This is a genomic window from Fibrobacter sp. UWOV1 (genome assembly GCF_900142495.1).
Lineage (GTDB): Bacteria > Fibrobacterota > Fibrobacteria > Fibrobacterales > Fibrobacteraceae > Fibrobacter.
Map to the genome: position 1 here is coordinate 1 of NZ_FRBA01000004.1, position 24,946 is coordinate 24,946.

At 50.6% G+C, this 24,946-nt stretch carries 20 protein-coding genes and 1 pseudogene; 10 read left to right on the top strand and 11 right to left on the bottom strand.

Going from position 1 to position 24,946, the window contains the following annotated elements; translation table 11 throughout:
• On the top strand, positions 1 to 303 hold a 303-nt coding region (locus tag BUC02_RS07145; protein ID WP_175549814.1), incomplete at its 5' end, for a transposase.
• Positions 304 to 463: 160 nt separating this feature from the next.
• Here BUC02_RS07145 and BUC02_RS07150 read toward each other — a convergent pair.
• The 3 genes from BUC02_RS07150 to BUC02_RS07160 are packed head-to-tail and all read right to left on the bottom strand — an operon-like array spanning position 464 to position 2,246.
• A complete protein-coding gene (locus BUC02_RS07150) occupies positions 464 to 1,252 on the bottom strand; it encodes a DUF2971 domain-containing protein (RefSeq protein ID WP_175549815.1) in 789 nt (262 codons plus the stop codon).
• Positions 1,253 to 1,291: 39 nt separating this feature from the next.
• A complete protein-coding gene (locus BUC02_RS07155) occupies positions 1,292 to 1,972 on the bottom strand; it encodes a GSU2403 family nucleotidyltransferase fold protein (protein ID WP_073320683.1) in 681 nt (226 codons plus the stop codon).
• Positions 1,950 to 2,246: a hypothetical protein gene (locus BUC02_RS07160; protein ID WP_254794142.1), complete on the bottom strand. Its 297-nt coding sequence runs from the start codon at positions 2,244 to 2,246 to the stop codon at positions 1,950 to 1,952. Before BUC02_RS07160 ends, BUC02_RS07155 begins: the two co-directional genes overlap by 23 nt.
• 410 nt (positions 2,247 to 2,656) lie before the next feature.
• Here BUC02_RS07160 and BUC02_RS07165 point away from each other — a divergent pair.
• Positions 2,657 to 4,006, top strand: a pseudogene (locus BUC02_RS07165) (ATP-grasp domain-containing protein); the annotation flags it as partial.
• A gap of 198 nt (positions 4,007 to 4,204) precedes the next feature.
• On the opposite strand, the gene BUC02_RS07170 reads toward BUC02_RS07165, so the two are convergent.
• The 6 genes from BUC02_RS07170 to BUC02_RS07195 all read right to left on the bottom strand — a co-directional run bounded on the left by BUC02_RS07170 (position 4,205) and on the right by BUC02_RS07195 (position 10,433).
• Positions 4,205 to 4,621 carry a PIN domain-containing protein gene (locus BUC02_RS07170; RefSeq protein WP_073320689.1) on the bottom strand — a complete coding sequence of 139 codons (417 nt, stop codon included), beginning with the start codon at positions 4,619 to 4,621 and terminating at the stop codon, positions 4,205 to 4,207.
• A complete protein-coding gene (locus BUC02_RS07175) occupies positions 4,605 to 4,838 on the bottom strand; it encodes a hypothetical protein (RefSeq protein WP_073320693.1) in 234 nt (77 codons plus the stop codon). Before BUC02_RS07175 ends, BUC02_RS07170 begins: the two co-directional genes overlap by 17 nt.
• A gap of 407 nt (positions 4,839 to 5,245) precedes the next feature.
• Entirely contained in the window at positions 5,246 to 6,217 is a 972-nt protein-coding gene (gene bioB, locus BUC02_RS07180; RefSeq protein WP_073320695.1) for a biotin synthase BioB, read from the bottom strand.
• A 194-nt stretch (positions 6,218 to 6,411) separates the two neighbouring features.
• Entirely contained in the window at positions 6,412 to 7,371 is a 960-nt protein-coding gene (gene argF, locus BUC02_RS07185) for an ornithine carbamoyltransferase (protein WP_073320698.1), read from the bottom strand.
• Positions 7,372 to 7,754: 383 nt separating this feature from the next.
• On the bottom strand, positions 7,755 to 9,389 hold the full coding sequence (locus BUC02_RS07190) for a glucuronyl esterase domain-containing protein (RefSeq protein WP_073320701.1): 1,635 nt from the start codon (positions 9,387 to 9,389) through the stop codon (positions 7,755 to 7,757).
• A 138-nt stretch (positions 9,390 to 9,527) separates the two neighbouring features.
• On the bottom strand, positions 9,528 to 10,433 hold the full coding sequence (locus tag BUC02_RS07195; protein WP_073320704.1) for a DMT family transporter: 906 nt from the start codon (positions 10,431 to 10,433) through the stop codon (positions 9,528 to 9,530).
• Positions 10,434 to 10,503: 70 nt separating this feature from the next.
• Here BUC02_RS07195 and BUC02_RS07200 point away from each other — a divergent pair, with 70 nt between their 5' ends.
• The 3 genes from BUC02_RS07200 to trpS all read left to right on the top strand — a co-directional run bounded on the left by BUC02_RS07200 (position 10,504) and on the right by trpS (position 13,378).
• Positions 10,504 to 11,343, top strand: coding sequence for a type III pantothenate kinase (locus tag BUC02_RS07200; protein WP_073320707.1), 840 nt, complete (start codon positions 10,504 to 10,506; stop codon positions 11,341 to 11,343).
• An 81-nt stretch (positions 11,344 to 11,424) separates the two neighbouring features.
• Positions 11,425 to 12,366 (top strand): UDP-glucuronic acid decarboxylase family protein, encoded by a 942-nt coding sequence (locus BUC02_RS07205; protein ID WP_072798431.1) that lies wholly within the window; start codon positions 11,425 to 11,427, stop codon positions 12,364 to 12,366.
• Positions 12,367 to 12,382: 16 nt separating this feature from the next.
• Positions 12,383 to 13,378, top strand: a complete 996-nt coding sequence (gene trpS, locus BUC02_RS07210) for a tryptophan--tRNA ligase (RefSeq protein WP_073320710.1) — start codon at positions 12,383 to 12,385, stop codon at positions 13,376 to 13,378.
• Positions 13,379 to 13,527: 149 nt separating this feature from the next.
• Here trpS and BUC02_RS07215 read toward each other — a convergent pair whose 3' ends face one another.
• A complete protein-coding gene (locus tag BUC02_RS07215; protein ID WP_073320713.1) occupies positions 13,528 to 15,321 on the bottom strand; it encodes an ATP-dependent nuclease in 1,794 nt (597 codons plus the stop codon).
• 227 nt (positions 15,322 to 15,548) lie between these two features.
• Between BUC02_RS07215 and BUC02_RS07220 the strand changes: the two genes are divergently transcribed.
• On the top strand, positions 15,549 to 18,239 hold the full coding sequence (locus tag BUC02_RS07220) for a BamA/OMP85 family outer membrane protein (protein WP_249268799.1): 2,691 nt from the start codon (positions 15,549 to 15,551) through the stop codon (positions 18,237 to 18,239).
• Between the two features lie 9 nt (positions 18,240 to 18,248).
• Positions 18,249 to 18,764 (top strand): OmpH/Skp family outer membrane protein, encoded by a 516-nt coding sequence (locus BUC02_RS07225; protein WP_073320715.1) that lies wholly within the window; start codon positions 18,249 to 18,251, stop codon positions 18,762 to 18,764.
• A 116-nt stretch (positions 18,765 to 18,880) separates the two neighbouring features.
• On the opposite strand, the gene BUC02_RS07230 is transcribed toward BUC02_RS07225, so the two are convergent.
• A complete protein-coding gene (locus BUC02_RS07230; RefSeq protein ID WP_073320718.1) occupies positions 18,881 to 20,053 on the bottom strand; it encodes a sugar transferase in 1,173 nt (390 codons plus the stop codon).
• A gap of 89 nt (positions 20,054 to 20,142) precedes the next feature.
• Between BUC02_RS07230 and BUC02_RS07235 the strand changes: the two genes are divergently transcribed.
• From BUC02_RS07235 to BUC02_RS07245, 3 genes are read left to right on the top strand one after another with little or no spacing between them, the layout of a single operon-like run.
• Positions 20,143 to 22,020 carry an InlB B-repeat-containing protein gene (locus BUC02_RS07235; protein WP_073320721.1) on the top strand — a complete coding sequence of 626 codons (1,878 nt, stop codon included), beginning with the start codon at positions 20,143 to 20,145 and terminating at the stop codon, positions 22,018 to 22,020.
• Positions 22,021 to 22,067: 47 nt separating this feature from the next.
• Positions 22,068 to 23,357 (top strand): homoserine dehydrogenase, encoded by a 1,290-nt coding sequence (locus BUC02_RS07240; protein WP_073190709.1) that lies wholly within the window; start codon positions 22,068 to 22,070, stop codon positions 23,355 to 23,357.
• Positions 23,358 to 23,412: 55 nt separating this feature from the next.
• Complete coding sequence (locus BUC02_RS07245; RefSeq protein WP_073320724.1) at positions 23,413 to 24,864, top strand: sugar transferase; 1,452 nt, start codon at positions 23,413 to 23,415, stop codon at positions 24,862 to 24,864.
• Positions 24,865 to 24,946: the final 82 nt, after the last annotated feature.

Genomic DNA, 24,946 nt, shown 5'->3' on the forward strand with positions numbered 1-24,946 from the left:
GACATGTACGCGAAGGGAGTTGGCGAAACGCTGACATACCTCGAGTTCCCCAGCCAGCACTGGCGCAATATCCGGACGAACAACATCCTCGAACGGCTGAATCGCGAGATACGCAGAAGGACTCGTGTTGTCGGCTGCTTCCCGGACGGGGAATCGGCCCTTATGCTTGTCTGCGCAAGGCTAAGGCATGTCGCTTCGAAGGAATGGGGCACCAAGAGGTACCTGAACATGAAACACCTATACGAGCAGGAAAAGGAAAACGAACTGAAACGGGAACAGGAAAAGGACGGAAATGTAGCCTAGATCTGATGTTGGGACAAACTATTTTTGCGAAAAACCCTTGACACTACCCTGTTTTGAGGGTAAGGAAAATTTTGGAGCAAATGCCGGAGAAATACAAAGAGGACGAACGCAAAGGTCCTTGTAAAATTTTATCGTTGAATGTCAATGTATTTTTTTTGTATTACGGATTGTTGAAAATTTCCGAAAAATCAATCTGATAGGACGATTTATTCAATGTCGCTTGAAATATTTGAGGACTTATTCCTGAATCGATAATTTGCTTAATCCAAAAGTCTTGCTTTTTTAAATTGAATTTCGCCCCAAAATAAACGGACGTGATAAGTTCTTTTGGAAATTGAATTAGCCCTGACTTATGGATTGCTCGCCATTCCTTTTCATAAGACCATTCTTCATATTTGGTAAAGAACCATTTATCCATGACGTCTTTTTGTTCCTTAAAGAAATTGACCTTCGGGTAGTTTTTTTTGTATTGCACGGGTTCCAAAAGTCCTCCAGGTTTGGAGAATGTCATGTTCTTCCATAAAATTTTGGGATTAATTCCGATTACAATACCTTTGTGTGAATTTGCATAATGACTCCACATAAGGATGTCTTTAGGGGTTTCGCTCAGACATAGAATGCCAAACTCTTTTTCAATAGATTCTTTTTCCTGTATTAATCTGTTTTTTAAATCAGATTCCCAATTTTCATCATTTTGAAGGATGTTTTCTAATGATTTCATGTACTCTTCAGATGCATGACAGGTATTTCTAAAATAGTTGCGAAAATCGTCCTTGCTGTATCTTGCATCATCAAAAAATTTTCCCTCAAATGGATCGTTGAAATCGGTAATAGGAGAGAAATAAAAATATCTTGTTGTTAGCGTGTTTAGCGCATAAGGCCATTCGGGCATGTATTTGTATAAAATAGGAGGGAAATTAATTGGTTCAATACTGTTTTTCTCTTCCATGCCGAACTCCATTTTTATTTGCCTTTTTCAGTTCTTAATTTAACCCTCAAGAGCCTTCACAATATTCGGGTATTTCTCTTTTGCTTCTGATAGGATTTTGTTCCGCCACTTGGGAGGAAATTCGGAGAAAATTTCTTTTGTCCGCGTAGTCAATTCTGCTCGGTCTATAATGAGGTCGCTTAGAGATCGAATTGTTGCGGCATCTTTCTCTTTTTTCGCACCGTCGTTTCGCAGAGGTTGAACAAGAATTTTGTGTAAGACAAAAGCAGGCATCTCAGGAACATTCAAGTTGATATCTTTGAATGTTACGGGCTGAGCGTATTTGTTGGCAATGTCCATATAGGCGAGCATCTGCGCAGAAAGAGTCAAGTGTGGAATTTTCACAACGCTGTCGCCATTGCGCATCCTGGCAACAAGAAATTCTATTTCCAAGTCTTCACGCTCATATTTCGTGAGACCCGATGCAAGGTCGTTTAACGGTTCGAAACCGAGCTTTTCCAAAATGTCGGGAATGTTAATTTTGGGAATATTTACATTTGGCTCACGAACCAAAAAATCAAGATCTGTCGTTCTCAAGGCGGGAATTTCCGGTGCGTTGTTATATACGTTTTTGTAAACGAGCAAACACCAGCTGCCGACAAGGACAAGCCTTCGAAGAGCACCTGCATTTTGAAGTTGAACAAGGATTTCTACGAAATTATTTTCTGCCGAGTTTTCCAAGACTCCTCCTTATTTCTGCAAGGTCTTCTTTTACCTTCTTCATTTTTACTTTGAGTTCTCGTCTTTTGGCATCTTGCTCTTCGAAGCGTTCGGCTTCGGGGGAGCCTTCTTGGCAAAGGTAATCCGTTACGACATGTTCGCCTTTTCTGGAAATCAGGTAGAGATAAACCTTTTGTCCGATTTTACGCTTTCGAAGCGCTCCCTTGGGTAATGATGCAAGATTGGCGGAATACTTCGATTGGAGATTTTCCAACCGATTTAATTCTTCTTCCAATATTCCGCTTACGATACTCATTACCCTACAATATATAAAATTTTAACAAATGTAGGGTAAAGTATCTGAATTTTTTGTTGAAAAAGCCTGTTTTACGTTAAATTCGCATTATCTGCCACATTTGCGTTAGGGATAGTGACCCCTTGGGGCGGCACTGTGGTGCCGTTTTAGGAGGTGGGCGGCGAGCGAAGCGAAGGCGACCGCCCCTAAAATATAGCCCGACCCACGCCAGTGGGCGGACAGCACTTAACAACTTGTTGTTTAGTGCGCATGGCCACTAGGGTGGGGAACGCCCCCAAAGCGTAGGTTACGTTCTCCAGATTTACCACAAGGAAAAGCCTGCAAGCCGAGTGTCGCAAAAATGAACTCGTTCATTTTTATGACCGAGGTGTAGCGGCGGACGCCAAAGGCGTCAAAAGCCGGCTGGCGTGATCGTGCAGTTCGGTGGCCAGACTCCGCTGAACATCGCCCGCGCCTTGAGCGACGAAGGCGTCAAGATTCTCGGTACGAGCATCGACTCCATCGACATCGCTGAAGACCGCGACCTGTTCCGCAAGATGATGGACAAGCTGGATATCCCGATGCCGGAAAGCGGCATGGCCACGAACATCGACGAAGCCCTCGCTTGCGTCAAGCAGATCGGTGGCTACCCGGTGATGATCCGCCCGAGCTTCGTGCTTGGCGGCCGCGGCATGGAAGTCATCTACGACGAAAACATGCTCCGCGAATACGTTGCCAAGGCTGTCGGCGTGACCCCGGATCGTCCGCTCCTCATCGACCGCTTCCTCCACAACGCTTTGGAATGCGAAGCCGACGCTCTCTCCGACGGCGAACACGTTTACATCCCGTCCGTGATGGAACACGTGGAACTTGCCGGTGTCCACTCCGGTGACTCCGCTTGCATTATCCCGCCGGTGACCATCACGAAGGAAAACTTGGCAACCATCAAGGATTACACGCGCAAGATTGCTGAAGCCCTCCACGTGTGCGGCCTCATGAACATGCAGTACGCTATCGAAGATGGCAAGGTGTTCGTGCTCGAAGCGAACCCGCGTGCATCCCGCACGGTGCCTCTGGTCTCCAAGGTTTGTAACACGCAGATGGCCCGCCTCGCTACGCGCCTCATGCTCGGCGCGAAGCTCGAAGACCTGAAGCTCAAGGACAAGAAGTTCAACCACCACGGTGCCAAGGAAGCTGTGTTCCCGTTCGACAAGTTCCCGAAGGTGGACCCGGTTCTCGGCCCCGAAATGCGCTCTACCGGCGAAGTGCTCGGCCTCTCCGACGACTACGCCCTCGCTTACTACAAGAGCCAGGAAGCCGCTGGTTCCTTCCTCCCGAACGAAGGTGCCGTGCTGATTAGCCTCTCCGACAAGGTTAACTTGTCTGAACAGGCCATCGAAATCGGCAAGGAATTCCAGAAGCTCGGCTTCAAGATTTACGCTACCGAAGGTACCGCCAAGTTCTACGAGAAGGCCGGCGTCAAGTGCGAAGTCGTGAACAAGATTGCTGAAGGCCGCCCCAACGTCCTCGACATCATCCTGAACAAGCAGGTGAACCTCATCATCAACACTCCGTGGGCAAAGCGCGACGCCATCAAGGACGAAAGCGCCATCCGCAAGGCCGCCATCAAGTACAAGGTTCCGTACATCACGACCCTCGCCGGTGCCTACAACACCGTCAAGGGCATCGCCGCCGCCCGCAATGGCCACGGCGCGGTTAAATCTCTTCAGGAATATCACGCGAGCATTGAAGAGATTTAATGCTTAATGTCATCCCCGCGAAGGCGGGCGGACAGCACTTAGCACTTTAGTGCTTAGTGCGCATGGCCACCAAGGTGGGGATCTCCTAGCGTAAGCGTGTCATCCTGAGCGAAGGGCGTAGCCCGAAGTCGAAGGATCCAGAACATTAAAGACCGTAGCAATAAAATGCTGCGGTCCTTTTATCATACTTGAAAAAGATTATTTCGAAACGAACTTGTTGACGAATTCCTTCGGAGTCATTACAGACAATGCGGAATTGCTGTAATCGGAAGTGTTGCGGGTGACGATACAGTCGAACCGGTGATGTTCTGCAACGGAGTTCTGAACAGCATCTTCAAAATCTTCCCATCCGCTATCGAGAGCCGCCCAAATGTCGACTTCTGATACGGAAGAAACATGGACAATTTGGAGTAGGTTGCGAAGAAGCTGTTTTGTTAAGGACGGTTTTTTCAATTCCTTTTGTGCGATGTAATAAATATCCGTAATTGCGGAAGCCGAAATGAATTCTTGGATATCGTCTGATGCTGCTTTGAGAACTGCTGCCGATTCGTTCACATGGGCGGTTCTATTCAGCAGAACATCTAGAACAACATTGGTGTCAACCATTATCTGCATACTTTTCGAGTCTCTCTGAACGGTAATCTTCTAGTGACTTTCCTGTATTGGGAATAGCACCAATAAGCGAATCAACGAGATCCGCTTTTGCATTCTTTTTTTCAGAGGACGCTACGACCGTATATGCGATAACAACCTCCTGTCCCGCTTCTAGCCGAACAGGTGGTTCTAGCACAATCTGCTGCCCATCGAAAAATCCTTTTGCAGTTGCTATCATGGTTTTACTCCGATAACGTTCCTTCTAAATATACCTTTTTACACGCTCAAAAGGCAACCCCCTTCCAAGTTGGAATAGCCATTTTTCTTTACATATTAGCCTGGACTGGTACGCTGTTGTACGAGTGCGAAATGGTATTGTCATATTCATAGGGTAGTCTGGAAAAAAGACTGAATCAAAAAATCCCGGACCGTTCAAACAAACGTCCGGGAACAAGGAGTACAAAAAAAAGCCGCTCTGGTGGGTCTGTCTCGTCTAGAGACTTGCGGCTCGCGATTGCTGACTGGAACGGCTGCGACGCCGGCGCTTCTTATCCACCAGAAGGGCTCAATGATTAATATACCACTTTATTTTTAAAGTGGTACGGTTTTCTTTAATTTCGATATTCCAATTTGGAATAGTCGGCGCTAGCCGATGAATCCATGCGGCTTGAATCCGAGGCCCTTTACGAGTTCGAAGTCCTTGCAGCTGTTGACGCCTGCGGTGGTGAGCATGTCGTCGGTGATGGCTGCGTTTGCGCCGCTCTTGAAGGCGCGTTTGCCGTCGTCGCCCAAGACGCCGCGGCCACCCGCGAGGCGGATGAATGCTTTCGGGTTGATGAACCTGTAAATTGCCACGATGCGGCAGAATTCGTCGTTCGTGAGTTTCGGAAGATTCTCGTAGGGCGTGCCCGGGATGGCATTCAACACATTCACCGGCGTGGACTTGACGCCGAGCTTGCGGAGATCGAGGCACATGTCGATGCGGTCTTCCATGGTTTCGCCGAGGCCCATGATGCCGCCGCTGCAGATTTCAAGGCCTGCGGCAAGGGCGTTTTGGAGTGCACCGATTTTGTCGTCATAGGTGTGCGTGGTGCATACGTCGGGAAAATGCCTGCGGTAAGTTTCCAGGTTGTTGTGGAAGCGGGTGAGGCCCGCCTCCTTGAGCTTGTCGAACTGCTCGCGGTTCAAGAGCCCTGCCGAAAGGCATACGGAAAGTTTGGTTTCTTTCTTGAGGCGTCGAATGGCTTCTGAAATCTGTTCTACGTCGCGGTTCGAGAGCGTGCGGCCCGAGGTCACGATGGAGTAACGCGGAATGCCTGCGGCTTCTTTCTTCTTGGCGTCGGCTACGATTTCGTCGGCGCTGAGGAGCTTGTATTCGGGGGCGCCGGTGTGGTAGTAGCTGCTCTGGGCGCAGTACTTGCAGTTTTCGGAGCAACGCCCGCTACGAGCGTTCACGATAGAGCAAAAGTCAAAATCGTTGCCGTGGAATTTTTCGCGGATTTCGTTCGCGGCTTTCGTGAGTTCGTCGAGGTTTTCACCTAAAAGCTTGATTGCTTCTTCGCGGTTGATTTCGTAACCGCTTAAAACCTTTTCCTTAAGTTCCTGGATAAAAGACATATCTTACTCCTTGAACATTTTCGCGTGCAAATATAAAAAAGTGAAGCTCGGCAGTTGTCGAGCTAAAATCTGTTTTTTGAGAAACTATCTATGGTATCGCATTTTGCTTAAGAAACGAGTGAGACGAGGCGTCGCTCGCCCGTAGCGTACGAGAATTGTACGTGAGGTGCGAGCGCAACGAAGTATCACGAAGTTTATTTAGCAAAAGGCGGCATGACCTGCCACAGCACGGCTTTGTGTGCGTGCAGGCGGTTTTCCGCTTCTTCGAAGCTCATGTTCACGTCGAGGTTGTCCATCACGGAGTCCGTGATTTCTTCGCCGCGGTGAGCCGGCAGGCAGTGGCTGACCTTGCAGTGTGCCGGAGCAAGCTTCAGGAGTTCGTCGTTAATCTGGAACGGCAAGAAGTGAGACTGCTTCGTAGCCTTTTCGCCTTCCTGACCCATAGAAACCCACACGTCGCTATAGAGAATGTCGGCGTCTTTGACGGCTTCCTTCGGATCGTGGAATACGCGGTACTGGCAGCAGTGTTTCTTCAAGCCTTCTTGAGCTTCTTCGACCACCTTGGCGGGCTGTTCAAAGCCCTTCGGGCAGGCGAGCGTGAAGTTCATGCCCACCTTGGAGGCGAGTGCGAGGAAGGAGTTTGCCACGTTGTTGCCGTCACCGATAAAAGCGACTGTCTTGGGCTTGCCGTCTGCATTCTTGAAACCGCCGAGGTTTTCCTTGATCATCTGGGCGAATGCGATTGCCTGGCACGGGTGGTAGTCGTCGGTCAAGGCGTTCACAACGGGGACGCTGCCGTATTCGGCGAGCTGTTCCACCAAGTCCTGCTTGAAGCAGCGGACCACGATAGCGTTCACCCAGCGGCTGAGGCAGCGGGCCACATCCTTGACGCTTTCGCGCTTGCCAAGGCCAATGGAATCCGGGGCGAGCAATACGGCGTGGCCGCCGAGCTGGTTCATGCCTACCTGGAAAGTCGTGATAGTTCGCAGCGAGGGCTTTTCGAAGAACATGGCGATGTTCTGGCCGTGCAGGCGGTCAGACACCTTGCCGGCGTGGACTTCTGCCTTCAGGCGAGAAGCGATTTCGATAGTTTCCAGGATTTTTTCTTCGCTCCAGTCCATGAGGCGGAGGAAGTGCTTGTTGCGATCAATCATTTTTGATTCCTTTGGGCAAGCCCGTAAAACAAAAAAAAATTAAAAAACGGAGCTTTTACACTCCGTCTTTAACAGGAAATCACAATAGAATGCTAACGGATATTAGCGAAGTTTCTTTTTGTGACGGTCACGACGACGGCGCTTCTTACGCTTGTGAGTCGCAATCTTCCTGCGCTTTCTTTTCTTTCCGCAAGGCATGTTGTTTCTCCGTTAAGGGTTAAACTTGAAAATGTGCCTCCAAATAGAGAAAATTTTAGGGGCTTTGTCAAGGTGAACGACCCTTAAAAAAAGTAAAAACGCATAAAAATATGCAAAAAGAGCATGTAAAAAAGCCCCCCAGCTTGCGCCGAAGGGCTTTCGAGGTGTCTGGTTTTCTAGGGGAGCTAGTTCAAAGTGGGTGTTTCCCAGTCGATCCATTCGGACTTCTTGAAATTGATGGTCTGCGTGTTCTTGGAATAATCAATCTTACCCGTCTTGGCATCCTTATTGAGCAGGAACTTGTTCATAAAGTCCTTGACTTCGTCGAACTGTCCGTTCGGGAGCGAACAGTGCGCGTGGCCGCCTTCCTGGCTATAGGTGTAATTTTCCGTCACGCCGAGAGCCTTGTAGGTTTCGAGAGAAGCCTGGCCGCAGTAGTTCGACGGCACTTCGCCCAGCCATTCCTGGCCAGCGTTATCGATGATGAGGAGCGGACGCGGAGCGACCATGCTTACGAGCATGTGCTGGTCGAACGGGAGCGTATTTTCCCTGCCGTCGTAGTTCTTGAAGCTAGAAATCATCCACTTGCCTTCGGAACCAGCGCTGGCCAGGCCCTGCACAAACTGCTTGCCCTTCTGCTTGTTGACCTGGGCGCCTACACGCCAAAGCGATGCGCCGCCCGAACCGGATTCCTGCGGAATGGTGAGGGCGATACGTTCATCGAAAGCGCCGATGGCGAGGGCTGCCTTACCCAGGCGGGAACAACCGCTAACAGCCAGGTGCTTGACATCGATGCCTGCATCGGGGTCTTTTTCCAAAGCGTCGATCAGGCGGCTCACGCCCCATGCCCAGGCGATAATGGTGCCCTGGCCGCCGTTGTAAAGCTGGAAGAACTTGCCGCCACCGCTTTCGGGAGCGACATTGTTCGTATTGAAGGTTATCATGGCGATGTCCAAGCCGTTGGTCGAGGAGCCGAGGCTTCCGCATGAGCCAAATCCCTGGTCCAGGCCGATGAGGGCCGGCTTCGGCTTGTCCTTGGTGCCGGCGCTGTTGATGGTGACGTCGAAGGAGGCGGACTTGCCCTTGTCGGTAACGGTGACGGTGTACTTGTTGCCGGACTTCTTGCCCTCGACCTTTTCGGGATTGCGCGGCTTTTCGCCGAACATGAGTTTTTCGTACATGGCGCCGATTTCTTCGCGACGGCACTTCCAATCGGCCTTGCTAGAAATACGCTTGCCATCAAGACCCATGAACGGGTCCGGGAGTTTGGCATTGTTCACGCTAGTGGGAATATTGCCAATCTGGCATTCGCTGCGGTGATCTTCCACGAAGTCGTTGCCGGGTGTCGGCGGAATGACTTCTTCTTCGCTGGAGCTGGATTCGGCGGGTTTCACGTCGCCGACAGAGCTGCTAGAAGAGCGGTGATGATGGTGTCCACTGCTCGAAGATCCGATGACGGGTTCTGAGGCCAAAGAACTCGAAGATGTGTAAGAATTATTTGGAATAGAGTCGTTTTGAATGTCAACGGGGTTGCCTGTTTGGTTGGAATCTTGAGGCGTTACGACAGGTTCTTGGGAGGTTGCTCCCGAAGAGTCTGACGGAACGTCAATCACGTTCGGCCCTTCGTTGATTTCAAAGTCGATTGTCTCGACAGGCGTCTGCTGATTGGCTAAACTTGCCGAATCTGCGTTAAATTCGCCATATTTGTCAATGAGACACTGTTCTGTGGTACATTCGGTAGCGGTCGTGTTTTCGTCGCCGCATGCCCAAAAACCGGCGGCAATAATTGCCGCTGGCAATAGATATTTATATTTGTTCATACATCCAATCCCAATTAGAGTGTAGTGAATTCTGCACTCGTAAATGTGTAAATAAAATATATTCTTTTTTTTTAAAGTGGAAACTTTTGTTCCGATTTTTTACGTTAATTTTTATCAACAGGGCGGGTCGCTTGCTTTTTAGCGCCTAATTTGTGCGAAAACGATAGCGACCATCATGATGGCGCAACCGCAGATTTCGCGGGCTGAAAGTTGTTCCCCTAGAATTGCCCAGCCCGCAAGCACGGCGAAAACCGATTCCAGGCTCATCGTAAGCGAAGCGATGGTGGGTTTTACTTTGTCTTGAGCAACAATCTGTAACGTGTAGGCGATTCCGCTAGAGCAGAAGGCGGCAAAGCAAAGTCCTGCGACTGCTCTTGGATTGACAAGCGCGGCAGCAATCGTGCTAAATTCCATAACAGGGAATTTCATGTCGAAAACAATCATGAGCGGAGCCGTCAAAACGCCGATAGTGAGGAACTGGATCGCCGAAACGCGAATCGGGTCGACTTTGTTCACGAACTTGTCGATGACCAAAATATGGATTGAAAAGGCGAGGGCGCACAGCAGCGAAACACCATCCGAAAGTTCCAATGAAAAACCGTCCTTGATGCAGAGCAGGTAAAGCCCGACGGTGGTAATCGCGACGCAAATCCATGTCTTTGCCGAAATGCGGTGCCCGAGAATGAGCCTTACGACTGGCACGAGCACGATGTAGCACGCTGTCAGGAATCCGGACTTGCCGGCGGAGGTGCCGAGAAACATTCCCAGCTGTTGCAGGTTCATGGCCGTGCACAAGGCGAGCCCGTAAAAGAATCCGGCTTTCCAAAGAAGCTTGGTTTCGGCGGGGGAGCGCGGCCTGCGCGGACTTTTGCCGAAAATGTCGAGAATCTTGAAAATCAGGGCCAAAAAGCCAGCCGCGATAAAGCAACGTATGCACGAAAAGGTGAACGGCCCGAAGGCGTTGCCCTCAATTTGGGCTACAAAGCCCGACCCCCAGATGGCGGCGGTTAGAACGAGTAAAAGCGTATACCATAAATTGGTCATGTATACATATATAGAAATCCTCAAGATTTGAAAAAAAATTATATCTTTTAAGGAAAAGACTATTTTACAGATGAAAAAGACTGCTGAAAAGAAGAATACGATTTCCTTTGTGGTCGATGTGGGCAACTCCCACACGGTGATTGGTATTTTCAAGGATACCAAGGTGGTGGATTATTGGCGCTTGACGACCCGCAAGGAAACGACCTCTGATGAAGTGATGAATAAAGTGGGCGGCCTATTGAGGTTCTCCAAGATTAAGTCAGAAGAGATTACCCACGTGGGACTTTCTACCGTGGTGCCCGCTTTGGAACGCCCTTGGATCAAGGCTTTGGATTCCTTGCTAAAAAAACGTGTGCAGGTGGTGAATTCCAAGAACTGCATGGGTTTGCAGATTAATTACCAGAACCCGTCGATGGCCGGTGCTGACCGCTTGTGCAATGTGATTGCTATGCGCGATGCGGGGTTCAAGAATGCGATTGTCGTGGATATGGGGACCGCTACCACTTTCGACGTCATGAAGGATGGCGCCTTTGCGGGTGGCGTGATTATTCCCGGCATTAATGCAAGCCTGGATGCCTTGACGGAAAAGGCCGCGCGCCTTTTGCCTGTGACGATTGAATGGCCCGAGGCTGTGGTGGCGGACAATACCGATGACGCAATCCGCGCTGGTCTTCTGTATGGATTCCTTGCTCAGTTGGAGTTCCTCATCGGAAAAATCAAGAAGGAAATGGGCTGCGATGACATGCCCGTCTATGCAACCGGTGGTTGGGGGAAAACCATCGCTCGTAGAACATCCTTGATTGATAAATACGATCCGTTTTTGACGCTGCGAGGGATTCGTCTGGTGGCGTTGAACGGGACGGCAACTTCTGCTTACAGCGACGAATCGCGGGACTCGGAAGAAGAGTAATTTTTCTCAATTAAGAGGGGGGGGATTAATGTCACTTATGGCCATAATAGCTATATTATGCTCATATAATTGGAGCTTAATATGCGCTGTCTAGTTACTGGTGGGGCTGGGTTTTTGGGAAGTCACTTGTGTGAACGTCTTTTGAACGACGGACACGAGGTTATTTGCCTTGACAACTACTTTACGGGTCGTTTGATGAATGTCGACCACCTGCGCGACAATCATCGCTTCGAACTGATCCGCCACGATGTGACAGAACCGATTCTGTTGGAAGTGGACCGCATCTTTAACTTGGCATGCCCCGCAAGCCCCATCCATTACCAGTTTAATCCGGTAAAGACCATCAAGACGAGCGTGATGGGTGCCATCAACATGCTTGGCATGGCCAAGCGCGTAAAAGCACGCATCTTGCAGGCAAGCACCAGCGAAGTCTATGGCGACCCGGCGGTGCACCCGCAGACTGAAGACTATTGGGGAAACGTAAACCCGATCGGCATCCGTAGCTGCTACGACGAAGGCAAACGCGTCGCCGAAACCCTGTTCATGGATTACCACCGCCAGAACAATGTGGATATCCGCATCGTGCGAATTTTTAACACCTACGGCCCGCGCATGCTCATGAACGATGGCCGCGTCGTCAGTAACTTTATTGTGCAGGCGCTCAAGGGCGAAGACATCACCATTTACGGTGACGGTAGCCAGACCCGTAGCTTCTGCTATGTAGACGACTTGATCGAAGGCTTTATCCGCATGATGAACCAGGACAAGATTATTGGACCGGTCAACATCGGAAACCCCGGCGAATTTACGATGCTTGAACTTGCTAAAGAAGTTCTTGAACTCACGAGTTCCAAAAGCAAGATCGTGTACAAGCCGCTTCCGGGTGATGACCCCAAGATGCGCCGTCCGAACATTGACCTTGCAAAATCCGCTCTCGGCTGGGAACCGACGATTCCCTTGCGTCAGGGCCTCGAAAAGACGATTGTGTATTTCGACAAACTTTTAAAAGACAATAAACAATAAACCCTAAAATCGTTCCATGAAAAAAATTTCACTCACGGGCATTAAGCCCACCGGCACACCTCACTTGGGTAACTACTTGGGCGCAATTCGCCCGGCTCTTGAACTTTCGAAGACCTACGATACGGTATATTTCATTGCCGATTACCATGCTTTGACTACGGTGCAGAACGGCGCCGAAATGCGTGCGAACATCTACAAGATTGCGGCAACCTGGCTTGCCCTTGGCTTGAACCCCGAAGAGGGCTTGTTCTACAAGCAGAGCGACATCCCTGAAATTTTCGAACTCAGCTGGGCTTTGAGTTGCTTTACGCCGAAGGGTTTCATGAACCGCGCCCACGCCTACAAGGCGAAGGTCGAAGCGAATAACGCCGCTGGCGAAGATCCGGATGCGAACGTGAACATGGGCCTCTATTGCTACCCGTGCCTTATGGATGCTGACATTTTGATGTTCAGCGCAGACATCGTGCCGGTCGGCAAGGACCAGAAACAGCACGTGGAATTCGCCCGCGATATCGCCATCAAGTTCAACAAGCATTTTGGACAGGATGTGTTCACGATTCCGGAACCGGTGTTCCAAGAAACCACCGGTATCATCCCCGGTCTCGACGGTCGCAAGATGAGCAAGTCCTACGACAACGTCATCGACATTTTCTTGGAAAGCAAGGCTCTCAAAAAGAAGATTGGCAAAATCGTGACGAACTCCCAGGGTATCGAAGAACCCAAGGATCCGGACACCTGCAACGTGTTCAAACTGTACAAGCTGTTTGCGACTCCGGAACAGACCGAAGCGCTCGCCGCCCGCTACCGCGCAGGTGGCATGGGCTGGGGCCATGCCAAGCAGGAACTCCAGAATGTGCTCGAAGAACACCTCGGCCCTGCTCGTGAAAAGTACTTCTACCTGCTCAGCCATACCGAAGAAATCGACAAGATTCTTGCCTACGGTAAGGAAAAGGCTCGCGTTAAATCTAAGGCTATGATGGAAAAAGTCCGTGCCTTGTTAGGCACGTACTAATTCGTCTATAAACTTCGCAATACGGCGTCACGAGAACTCTCGCTGTATTATTTATACAGCTTCGGTTCTCGTTCCTGGTCTTGCTTGTTTCTAGACGAATTTCAGAATTTGATTTATATATGAGAAACCCCTCGAGGGGTTTCTTTTAATTAATTCCCGCGGCTGCCTTCAATAATCCAATTACACAGCTCCTCGATACTTGCGTAGTCGGGGAGAGTTTTTATAAAGTTCGATGATTTGCTGCGTTCGATGAACTTGCTCCAAGCCTGTTCATTCTTGGCTTCGAGACCTAGATGTTCTTCGATGGCGCCGCGCGTCCACACCCAAATGCCTTGGTTGCGGAGCTTCGCGTGAATGCTGCGGATGGGTTGTTGCGCTTCTTCCATTTCGGCCATCATGGCATAAGCGGTGGAGGCGCTAATGTTACTGTGCTTGTTGACGGGCAGCCCGTTTACCAAGCGCAAATGATTGTGGAAGGCGAGTTCGCGGAACAGGTCGCGGCAATACTTGATGTCGGGATCGTTCGCTTCCAGGAATCCGTCGCGGGTGGCGGTGGTGAATGCGTAATCTAGGTCCACGATGGCGCGCACGGGCATGTCCATGGCGTCGAGCACTTGCATGCTCTTGCGGGTGTTGCTCACGCCGCCCTGGCGGACCAGCGCGCATTTAATGAGGGCGAAGGACTGCCCGGTAATGCGCTCAAAAAGCGCCGGAAGCACGCGCCATTCGGTCTTGCCTTCGGTCAAAAGTACATAGTCGGCAAACAGGAGCTCGTTGCTGTTGCTAAGGCTGAATAGCATTTGCAACTGGCTGGGAGCATCTTGCACCACCTGGTGCACGGCGTCTTCCATTCGCTTGCGCATGTAGGTGCCGCGCTCCTTGTTCTTGCGGATGAGTAGCGAGGTGCTTACGTCTTCGCTGGTAACCATCTGGGCGCTGTGGGTGGCAAATACCACCTGGTAACCTTCGTTCGAAAGGTTCTTGAGAGCCACGCGCACGAGTTCTACTGCTTGCGGGTGCAAGTAAAGTTCCGGCGAATCGATAAGCAGCAGCGTGCGGCTAAGGTAATGGTTGTGATGATGCTTTTTTACATCGGCCAGGTAACGCACCAGTGCCATCTGGATAGCTCGCTTGCTGCCTTCACCCATGCGGCTGATGTCGCGTTCAAAACCGTCGTCTTCGTCGATGACCTTGAGGCTTGCGCTCTTGAGGAATGTTTCAAGGGTCGGCATGGGAATGTCGAATTCCACTTTGACGCTTGGGAATAGCGGCGAAAGTTTTTCGTTGACTTCCCGGTCAAAGGTCTCGATTTCGGCGGCGCGGTTTTCGCTGTCGGGCGAAAGCAGGTCGCTGAATTTGTTCAAAAGCGTGTTGATTTCGTTGCCGAAACGGCGTTCCAGCGGCTTGAAAATTTCATGCAAGAGCTTGGTGAACGCCTGGTTCCCTTCGAAATCCCAAATGGCAATCGATTCGGGGAACATGCGGTGGTAAGCGAACTTGAACGCTTCACTGGGGCGAACCCATTCGCGTTTGTCGCCCTTGCGGTGATTGCTCGGCACGAATACGAAAAGCTCGAGCGCTTCGGGATTTTCGTTGGGAATGCGCTGCACTTTCTTGACGCGCAGGCGGCCGGGGCCTTGTGGCGTATTCTGCAAAAACGGTCGCACTTCGGAGGCGTATTCTTCACCAAGGCGGTTGAGCACTTGCTCTGTAATGCCATCAAAAACGCCGATGACTTCTACGGGGTCGTTAGGGTCGTCAAAATACGAAATATCCAGCGAAAATTTGGACAAAAGCCAGCGAATACCCATCAAGATATTCGTTTTGCCCGCGTTATTGTAGCCGATGAGTGCGGTAAAGCTACTGAGCGGAAACGTCTGCCTCTGAATAGAGCGCAGATTCGAAATAGTAATCTCGGATAATCTCAGTGCTTGTTGTGTCATACCCTGAATGTATATAAAAAGTGTGGGGTGCGAACACTAAAAATGCCGTTTTTTTACTTTTTGGAAAGAATCATGCGGGTCTCCCGCTTATAACTTTTGTATTTTTGTCCCGAATTTTGTTTATAGGTAGGTTTATTCTGCGCTTTCGCTGGCTGTTTCTATTTGCTGTGTTTGTTGGGCTTGCTCAGGCCCAGCTTTTGGACATGTCCGAAATGTCCGAGAGCTATATGGTCGAAAATAAAATCCATAAGGTAAAGGTCGAAGGTACCGTCCACATGGACGACCGCGCGGTCCTTAGCCGTATCGGTATTCGCGATGGTCAAAGCTATTCTCCGACGGCCCTGACCGAAAAGGTGCAGTCCTCGGTGACGTCCCTTTACAAGTCGGGCCTGTTTGACGATGTGACTGCCTGGATTGACTATGTGGGCGATGGCACCGATGTCGACCTCATTTTCAAGATTAAGGAACTCCCGGCATTGGATACGGCCGTATTCGAAGGCTGTGATGAAGAATCCGAAGAAGATTTGAAACTCAAGATCCGTATGATTCCGGGTCAGGTTTACAGCAAGAGCCAACTCGAACGCGACCGCCAGGCTATTTTGGATTTTTACCGCGCCGAAGGCTACTTGCTGGCCGAAGTGGGCTACCGCGAAACGCCGGTCGACGAAAACAAGAATATGGTGACCTTCATTATCCGCGAAGGTGAAAAGGTCAAAGTCCGCCAGTTCGATATCCAGGGCAACGATCATGTGCCTGCCGAAGATATCATGGAACACATGGTGACAAAGCTCGACCAGTGGTGGGGCGGCGGCGAATTCAAGGAAAACATTTTTGAGGCTGACCGCGACACGGTGTTGAACGCTATTCGTCATTTCGGTTACCTGGATGCAGAACTGACCGAATTCAGTGCCGAATACCTGCCGGACTCCACCTGCTTGTTCTATATGGGCCGCATGGTTCCGCTGGGCGAAAACCTGGAAGTCCTTTACAAGCAGCTGAACCTCGCCTTGGGCGACTCCGCAACGCCCTTGTACAAGATGGCGGGCAAGCCCACCATGCAGGTGACGCACTTCTTCCGCAGGCACCGCGAAGTGGGCGAAATGCCGTGGGTGTCTAGACCTAAGGTCACGGTCAAGGCCGAAGAAGACGCCTGGAAGATGTTGAACGACATTATCCGCTACGAAAGCGCCCGTAAGGAATTCCTGGACATTGTCGACGGTCGCAAGTGGAAGAACCCCAAGATCGATTCCTTGCGCAAGGTCAAGAAACGCTCTACTTATCAAGAAAAGTTGATGGTCCGCTACATGATCGAAGACATGTTCCCGGTCCTCAACAAGTACGACAATATCAAGACGTCGAGCTCGATCCTCATTCATATCCACATGATCGAAGGCCGCAAGTACTACATGGGTGGCTTGCACTTCTCGGGTAACGAAGTGCTCAACGACAAGATGCTTGCCTATGCCTACCGCCTCGACAGCGGCGAAGTCTTTGACCAGTACAAGTACGACGCTTCCCGCAAGGCCCTTCTGGATGCCTACCGCGAAGACGGCTACCTGTTTGCCCAGTACGAAGAAACCCGTACGTTCGAAAACGATTCTATTGTGAACCTGTCCTACAGGATGACCGAAGGCCTGCCTGCCCAGATTCACAAGGTGCATATTCACGGCAATACCAAGACCAACGAAAAGGTGATCCGCCGCGAAGTCCGCCTGTATCCGGGCGATACTTACCGTCAGTCCTTGTTGGAACGTAGCTTCCGTGAAATCATGCAGCTCAACTACTTCGACATGGTCGTACCCGACATCAAGGTGGTGGGCGAGCAGGACGTGGACCTCGACTTTACCGTACAGGAAAAGGAAGCCGGTACCGGCCAGTTCAGCTTGGGCGTGTCCTATAGCGAAAGCGACGGTGTCGTGGGTACGGCTAGCGTGTCTATTCCGAACTGCTGTATGGGTGATGGCCAGGCTGCATCGTTCAGCGTGGAATACGGTGCCGACAAGAAGAGTGCTTCTATCAGTTTCCAGGAACCCTGGTTCATGGATAAGCCGATTACCTTGGGTGCAAGCCTTAGCTACTCCTGGTGGAACATGTCCAAGTATGACGACCCCGACATTACCCGTTACGGCGGTTCTGTCTACCTGGGTAAGCGCCTCAAGTGGCCCGATGACTATTTCTACGGCCAGATCGGTTACAGCTGGCTCATGAACAAGCAGGGCCCCAACATCGATGACAGCTACGTGGTTTACACCGGTGTGGAATCGGCCTTGAACTTCCGCCTGTTGCGTGACGACAAGAACCTGCCTCAGTTCCCGACCGAAGGTTCCCGCTACGTGCTCGATATCCAGTGGGCAGACGATGTGCTGTTTAGTGACTTCAACTTCGTGAAGACTGAGCTTACGGTGAAGTGGTGGTTCCCGCTGTTCCGCGACCGCCTGGCCATTGCCCTTACGAACCAGTACGGCGTGATCTTTGGCGACCAGTTGCAGTACCGCACGCTTTACACTATGGGTGGCGTGATGGGCTACGAAGGCATGATGCGTGGTTACAGCTCGGGTTCTATCGGCTACCGCCGCTTGGGTCGTAGCTACCAGTACACGGGTGCCGAACTCCAGCTCGGCCTTGTGCCGCAGACCTTCTACCTGTTGCCGTTCTTCTTTGACGCCGGTAACGTGTTCGGTGAACGCTACAACCCGCGCACCAAGGTGCCCGAACCCTCCAGGAACCCGCTCAACGAATGGGATCCGACGAGCCTCAAGAAGGATATCGGTTTCGGTTTCCGCGTGATTGTTCCGATGCTCGGTATTATCGGCTTCGACTTTGCCTGGCCCTTGGATGTGGGCGAAACCTATAGCGGCACACAGCGTACCGAAGTGGGCGACATGCAGTTCAACTTTGTCATTGGCCAGGGATTCTAAGGAGGCTTTATGCTTAAACATCTGCTGATGGCTTTAATGCTTGCGTTTGCGACCGTCTCGTTTGCCGAAGATGGACTCCGCATTGCACATGTGGATTCCAAGCTGATCTTTGACGGCTACAAGGGCACCAAGCGCGCCCAGGAAGAGTACGACCGCCAGGTGGCCAAGTGGGAACAGCAGGGCAACTTGCTGCAGAAGGAACTTGCCGCCATTAAGGAAAAGCTCGACAAGCAGGTGCTTATGCTCAGCGACGAAAAGAAGCGCGAGCTCGAAGCCGAGTACAACAAGAAGGATATGGAACTCAAGAGCTTTATCGACCGCGTGTACGGCCGTAAGGGAGAACTGATTTCTGAAAACGAAAAGGTGAGCGGTCCGATCATTCAGTTGATCCGTAAGGCCATTAACGAAATCGCCTTGCAGGAAGGCTACGACATGGTGGTTGACCGGGCAACGGGCGCCGTAGTGTTCTGGAAAAAAGAGAACGACCTAACGCAGAAAGTGCTTGACTACCTGAACAACAGATAATCAAGCCTCGACAATTTAATCAACAAAAAAGAGCAATGAAATTTTTTCATTGCTCTTTTTAAATTTCACATTTCACACTTCACACTACACATTTCACATTTCTCACTACACACTGACTAGTACGCGCCTTCGCCCTTGAACACGACCTTGAAGGTCTTGAGGATGAGCGAGACGTCGTCGCTCAGCTTGCCATTGCGCTTGATGTAGTCGTTGTCGAGGCGCATCTGGCCTTCGAAGCTGATGTTGCTGCGGCCGCTGACCTGCCAAATGCAGGTGAGACCTGGCGTTACGGACAGACGCATGCGGTGCCAGGGCTCGTATTCCGCCACTTCGGACGGAATCGGCGGACGCGGACCCACAATGGACATGTCGCCCTTGATGATATTGAAAAACTGTGGGAGTTCGTCGAGGCTGAACTTGCGGAGCACGTGACCGAACGGATAGATGCGCGGGTCGTTCTTCATCTTGAACGTCTTGCCGCCCGTTTCGTTCTGGGCCATGAGTTCCTTTTTGCGTTCTTCGGCGTCCACGTACATGCTGCGGAACTTGTACATGGTGAACAGCTTGCCGTTCTTGCCTACGCGGGTCTGCTTGAATATGACAGGTCCCTTCGGGTCACTGATCTTGACTGCGGCCGCGCAGAAAAGCAGTAGCGGGGAACAAAGTACAATCGCGATGCTGGTGCAGGTCACGTCGACAATGCGCTTGACCATGTGGCGGTAGCGAATGGTGTGCGGGTGTTCCCAGATGTGGTCAAGGTTCAGGCGGCTAAGCGAGAAGAATCGACCGTTAGCGCTGTTGAAGTCCTTGATTTTATCTTCGAGTTCCAGGTTGTCTTTTTCCTGGTATCCGGTATAGATATAGGCTTCAAAGATGGGCTTCTTGGGGTTGATGCGCAACGTCTGGATAAGGCCTGCGTCGTTCAGCTTGTGCAGAATCTCCTTGCGGATCGATTCCAGCACCGAGAGGTCGGAATTCAGCAAGATGATGCCGAGACCGCTACCGTCGGAAAGGTAGCCCAAGACATCGATAAAGCGCAGGTGCGAAAACATGGTCAAAATGCTGATTCGCCAGGTGTTTTCGACGGTCTTGTTCGGGCTACCCCAACCGAAGAAGTCGTACTGGTGCGAATACATCTTGATGTACAGGAACGGCTTGCGGGTGCGGTTCGCACGCATGAATTCTTCGTTCAAGCGCGTTCTGAAGAGCTTTGCCGGGTAGACAATGTTCTTCAGTTTCTGCTCGTCGAGAATTGAGCCAATTGCCGGGTTAACGGATTCCTGTTCCATGTCGCTAAATATAGTTACTTGTAACTGCTTAGGCAAAGTGGGGCTTTCAATTATTGTATCTTTCTAATCAGAATTAAAGAGGAGATTTTATGAAATTCACGATTTCAATTTTTACGGGAGTTCTGTTTACAGCCTTGTCTGCAAATGCGGCGACTATTACTTCAAAAATGCCAACTTTGTCGGATGGTTGTTATCAAATTTCAGATGCCGCCGAACTTTACGGATTTGCAGACATTGTGAATGGTACAGGAGAGGGTGACCCTCAAGGGAAGGTGTGTGGAAAACTGACTCAGGATATCGTGGTGAATGAATCAGTGCTAAATTCCGAAGGCGAATTGAATTCGCAAAAGGATTTTGTCCCGTGGGTTCCGATGAAAGATTTTTCGGGAAAGTTTGATGGGAACAACCATGTTATATATGGATTGTATTTTAATGGCAACGGTGACAAAAGTGTGGGCTTATTTGAAAATGCGTCAGGCTTTCAAATATTAAACCTCGGTCTTGAAGACTTTTATTTCGCGGGAAAAGAAAATGTGGGCGCCTTTGTTGGCTTTGTAAACGATTATTCGAAAAACCAAATGGAAATAACGAATTCCTATGCCGCAGGCTTGGTTGAGGGTGAATCTGGCGTAGGAGGCTTTATTGGAAGCGCAACATGGCACAAGGGATCGCTGTATATATCGAACAGTTACAACCTGTCTATGGTGAAAGGTTTGTACGAAGTGGGGGGATTCATTGGGAGTAAATATGAAGACGATGTCTATATAATAAAATCCTATAATTCAGGGGTGGTTTCCGGTAAGGAGGCTGTTGGTGGATTTGTTGGTTGGGCAAGTAAGGGCGTTCTCGGGGTTTACCAAAGCTATAATGCCGGAAAAGTTGTCGGACAGATGTATGTTGGCGGCTTATTAGGCAAAGCGACTTCTTTCGAATACGCTCTTTTCAAAAATGTCTACAACAAGGGTGCCGTAGAAGGTGGCTCGAGTGTTGGTGGGCTTGTTGGTTATGGAGAAGGCGCAGACCTTATTGGTGGTGGCGTTACTATTGCTAATGCGTATAATGCTGGGCATGTTTCCTACGATGCAGATTCTTCACTAAAAGCAGGAACTATTCTCGGGTATGGATATGGTGACGGCAAGATCAGATTTGAAAATTGTTTTTTTGTGGAGCAAGAGGATATTCTTGTTGCTAATGTGTCGGATACAACTAACAAGGTAATAGAAGATGTTCTAGGTGTTACCGAAGAACGTTTAATGGGTGGAGTTATTGCTGGTTATTTACGAGGCTGGATTGAAACTTACCGTAACGGTTCTTATGTGGAAAATGGCGCCGATGGTCTCGTATGGGCCGAAGACCCTGCTGGCACGCAGGTGCTCCCGCATTTTGATTGGAGTAACACGAAACACTATGTATTTTTCGTTTTAGATGAAGGCGGCAAAATCGAAAAAGGTCATGAGCTGAAGTATTATGAAGAAGGAGTGGAGACAGCGCTTCCTGATGCACAATTCGTGACTCGCGAAGGGTTCTATTTTGCGGGTTGGTATGATAACAGGCAATTTTGGGGGAATGCTGTCACTTCGGTGAGCCCCAAAGCGACTGGTACACAGATCTTTTATGCCAAGTGGACTACACCCCCAGTTTCGAGCTCCAGCGAGGAATCCTCTTCGAGCGTATCTAGCAGTTCTTCTGATGCGTCAAGCTCCTCTGAGACGCCGAGCTCGAGTAGTGAACAGACTACTTCCTTTGAGCGAATGCCGTTGCCGCGGTTTAGCGTGTACGTTGTAAATCGCAACTTGCAGGTGGCGGGAGCCCGTGTGGGCGATAGGTATGCCTTATTCGATATGCAGGGCAACGTGGTGCTCCGCGGGACTGTAAACAGCTCGAATTTCAATATGGTGGTGCCTGTTTCGGGGAATTATGTGCTTCGAATCGGGAATGGAAGCCGCAAGGTGTCTGTGAGATTCTAGCCAAAATTCTATATTTGCCCCGTAAAAATTTAAAATGGAGACGCCTTATGTTGCGTATTGGTCTTATTGGTACTGGAACCGTTGGTGGCGGTGTTATCCAGATTCTGGAACAGAAGATTGCCGAGTACAAGGAAAAGCTCGGTGTCGAACTCGAACTCGCCTGCATCTGCGCGAAGTCCGAAGAAGAAGTTGCCCCGTACAAGGCGAAGGGCTACAAGGTGTCTACCAATGCCGACGAAATGATTGCCGGTAACGACATCGACGTGCTCGTGGAACTCGCCGGTGGCTACAACATGCCGCGCAAGTGGATCCTCGCTGCCCTCGAAAGCGGCAAGCATGTGGTGACCGCGAACAAGGCTCTCCTCGCCAAGTACGGTCACGAAATTTTCCCGCTTGCAGCCAAGAACGGCCTGCATGTGCTGTTCGAAGCCGCTGTTGGCGGTGGCATTCCTATTATCCGCAGCCTGCAGGAAGGCCTGCTCGGCTCTACGGTGGAACACCTGAGCTGCATTATCAACGGTACTTGTAACTACATCTTGAGCCGCATGGCCGACGAAGGCCTCGACTTCGATGTGGTCCTGAAGGATGCCCAGAAGCTCGGCTTTGCCGAAGCGGACCCGACCTTCGATATCGAAGGTATCGACTCCGCCCACAAGACGGCTTTGCTCGCTAGCCTCTGCAGCGGCAAGCGCGTGGACTTCGAAAAGATTCACGTGACCGGTATCTCCAAAATTACCGCCCAGGATATCGCATTCGCCAAGGAAATCGGCTGCTGCGTGAAGCTCCTTGGCATTTACCACCGCGACGGCGACCGCGTGGACGCCCGCGTGCATCCGTGCTTTGTCTCGAACGACAACCTGCTTTCTAACGTGAATGGCGTGATCAACGCCGTTTACCTGAAGTGCGACAATCTGGGCGAAACGGTTCAGACCGGCGCCGGTGCAGGCCGTTTGCCGACCGCCTCTGCCGTGGTAGCCGACCTCGTTTCCCTGGCCCGCTCCGTGGACCAGGGCTCCCGCAAGGCGCTCCCCATGGGCTGGTTCAACGTCGACAATTCCGCGACGCTCGTGCCGATTTCGGAAACGACTTCTCGCTACTACCTGCGCTTCACCTCTCGTGACGCTTGTGGTGTGCTTGCCAAGATTACGAGCATCCTGGCCGAAAACAAGATTTCCATCGAAACCATTATCCAGAAGAACGTGAAGGATCCGGGTAAGGTTTCTATCGTGGTTATCACCGAAAAGACCCAGGATTGCAAGACCTCGAAGGCTGTCGACGCTATCGACGCTTTGCCCGAAATTGTCGAAAAGAGCCAGGTGATTCGTTTCCTCGCCTAAAAATTGCGTGAAACGGAAAATCTGAGATTCGGTAATTTGGTAATTTAGGGCTGTTATGATTCGCGCCGCTACATTGGAACGCATTCTCGTTGTCCTTTCGGACTTCGTGGCGTTGTCTATTTGTTTTGTACTCGCCTTCTGGGTGCAGTTCCACAGTGGTTGGATTGCCGATAAGTTCGATCCTAGCAAGACTTTTGCCGAATATTGGCACATGGGCCTCGTGCTCAATGTGGGCTGGCTTGTGCTGTTTACTTGCGCCGGGCTTTACCGTTCATGGCTGTTGATGTCGCGTACGCACCAGGTTTTGCGCGTGTTGCGTGCGGTGCTCATTGGCATCGTGCTTGTAATCGCAGTCCTGTTCGGCGCTGAATTTATCGGTAAGGTCATGGTGAACGAACCGCTCAATCAAGGTTACCTGTACGGTTCTCGATTCCCCTGGATTTTTATTTATGGCGGCTTTGCGCTGTTCCTGGTGATTCTCTTCAGAATGCTCATTTACCGCTGTCTGCGTAGGCTCTTGAGCCTTGGCTTTGGTGCGAACAACATTCTTGTCTTGGGTGCGACCGAGGCGGGCCGAAAGATTGCCGAAGCGCTTGCGAAAACTCCCGAACGCGGCCAGCGTGTGGTGGGCTTTGTGGATGAACGTTTTCAGGTCATGGAACATGAATTTGCGAATGTTCCGGTGCTTGGAAAATATGCAGACCTTGCTTCGCTCATTAAGAAGTACAAGGTAACGGGCATTATTATTGCGCACGAAAGTTCTTCGCCGCAAGAAATTATGCGCGTGCTTGTGTGGGTGTGCGACCAGCCGGTTCACATTTACCTGGTGCCTGAACTCTACAGCGTGGTGCATGGACAGTTCAAGGCGAACCTGGTTTATGGTTTTGAATTGCAGGAACTGTTTGCGTTTACCATGCCTTTGTGGCAGGTGCGCGTGAAGCGTGTGATTGATATTCTGTTTGGCGCCTTCCTCGGGATAATTTCGTTCCCGGTATGCGTACTCGCCGCCATTGCAATCAAGCTCGAAGATCGTGGCCCGGTGTTCTATTCGCAGGAACGCATTGGCCTGTACGGCAAGCCCTTTACGGTCTACAAGTTCCGTACCATGCGTACCGATGCTGAAAAGTTTGGCGCCCAGTGGGCCACCAAGGACGACCCCCGCATAACCAAGGTGGGCAAGTTCTTGCGCAAGACCCGTATCGATGAACTTCCGCAGATTTTGTGTGTGCTTAAAGGTGACATGAGCATGGTGGGCCCGCGCCCGGAACGCGCCGTGTTCATTGCCAAGCTCCGTGAAGAAATCCCGTTCTATATTAGCCGCCTGAAAATGAAACCTGGCCTGACCGGTTGGGCTCAGGTGTGCCACCATTACGATACCAGCACCGAAGACGTGAAAATCAAGTTGCAGTACGACATGTACTACTTTGAAAACATGAGCTTGTTGCTTGATTTCCAGATTCTGATGCGCACAGTGTATGTGGTGCTGACTGGAAAAGGAGCTCAATAGAAATGTGAAATGACGAATGTGGAATGACTGATGAAATATTTCATTTCACATTACACATCTCACATTACACATTTTAACAAAA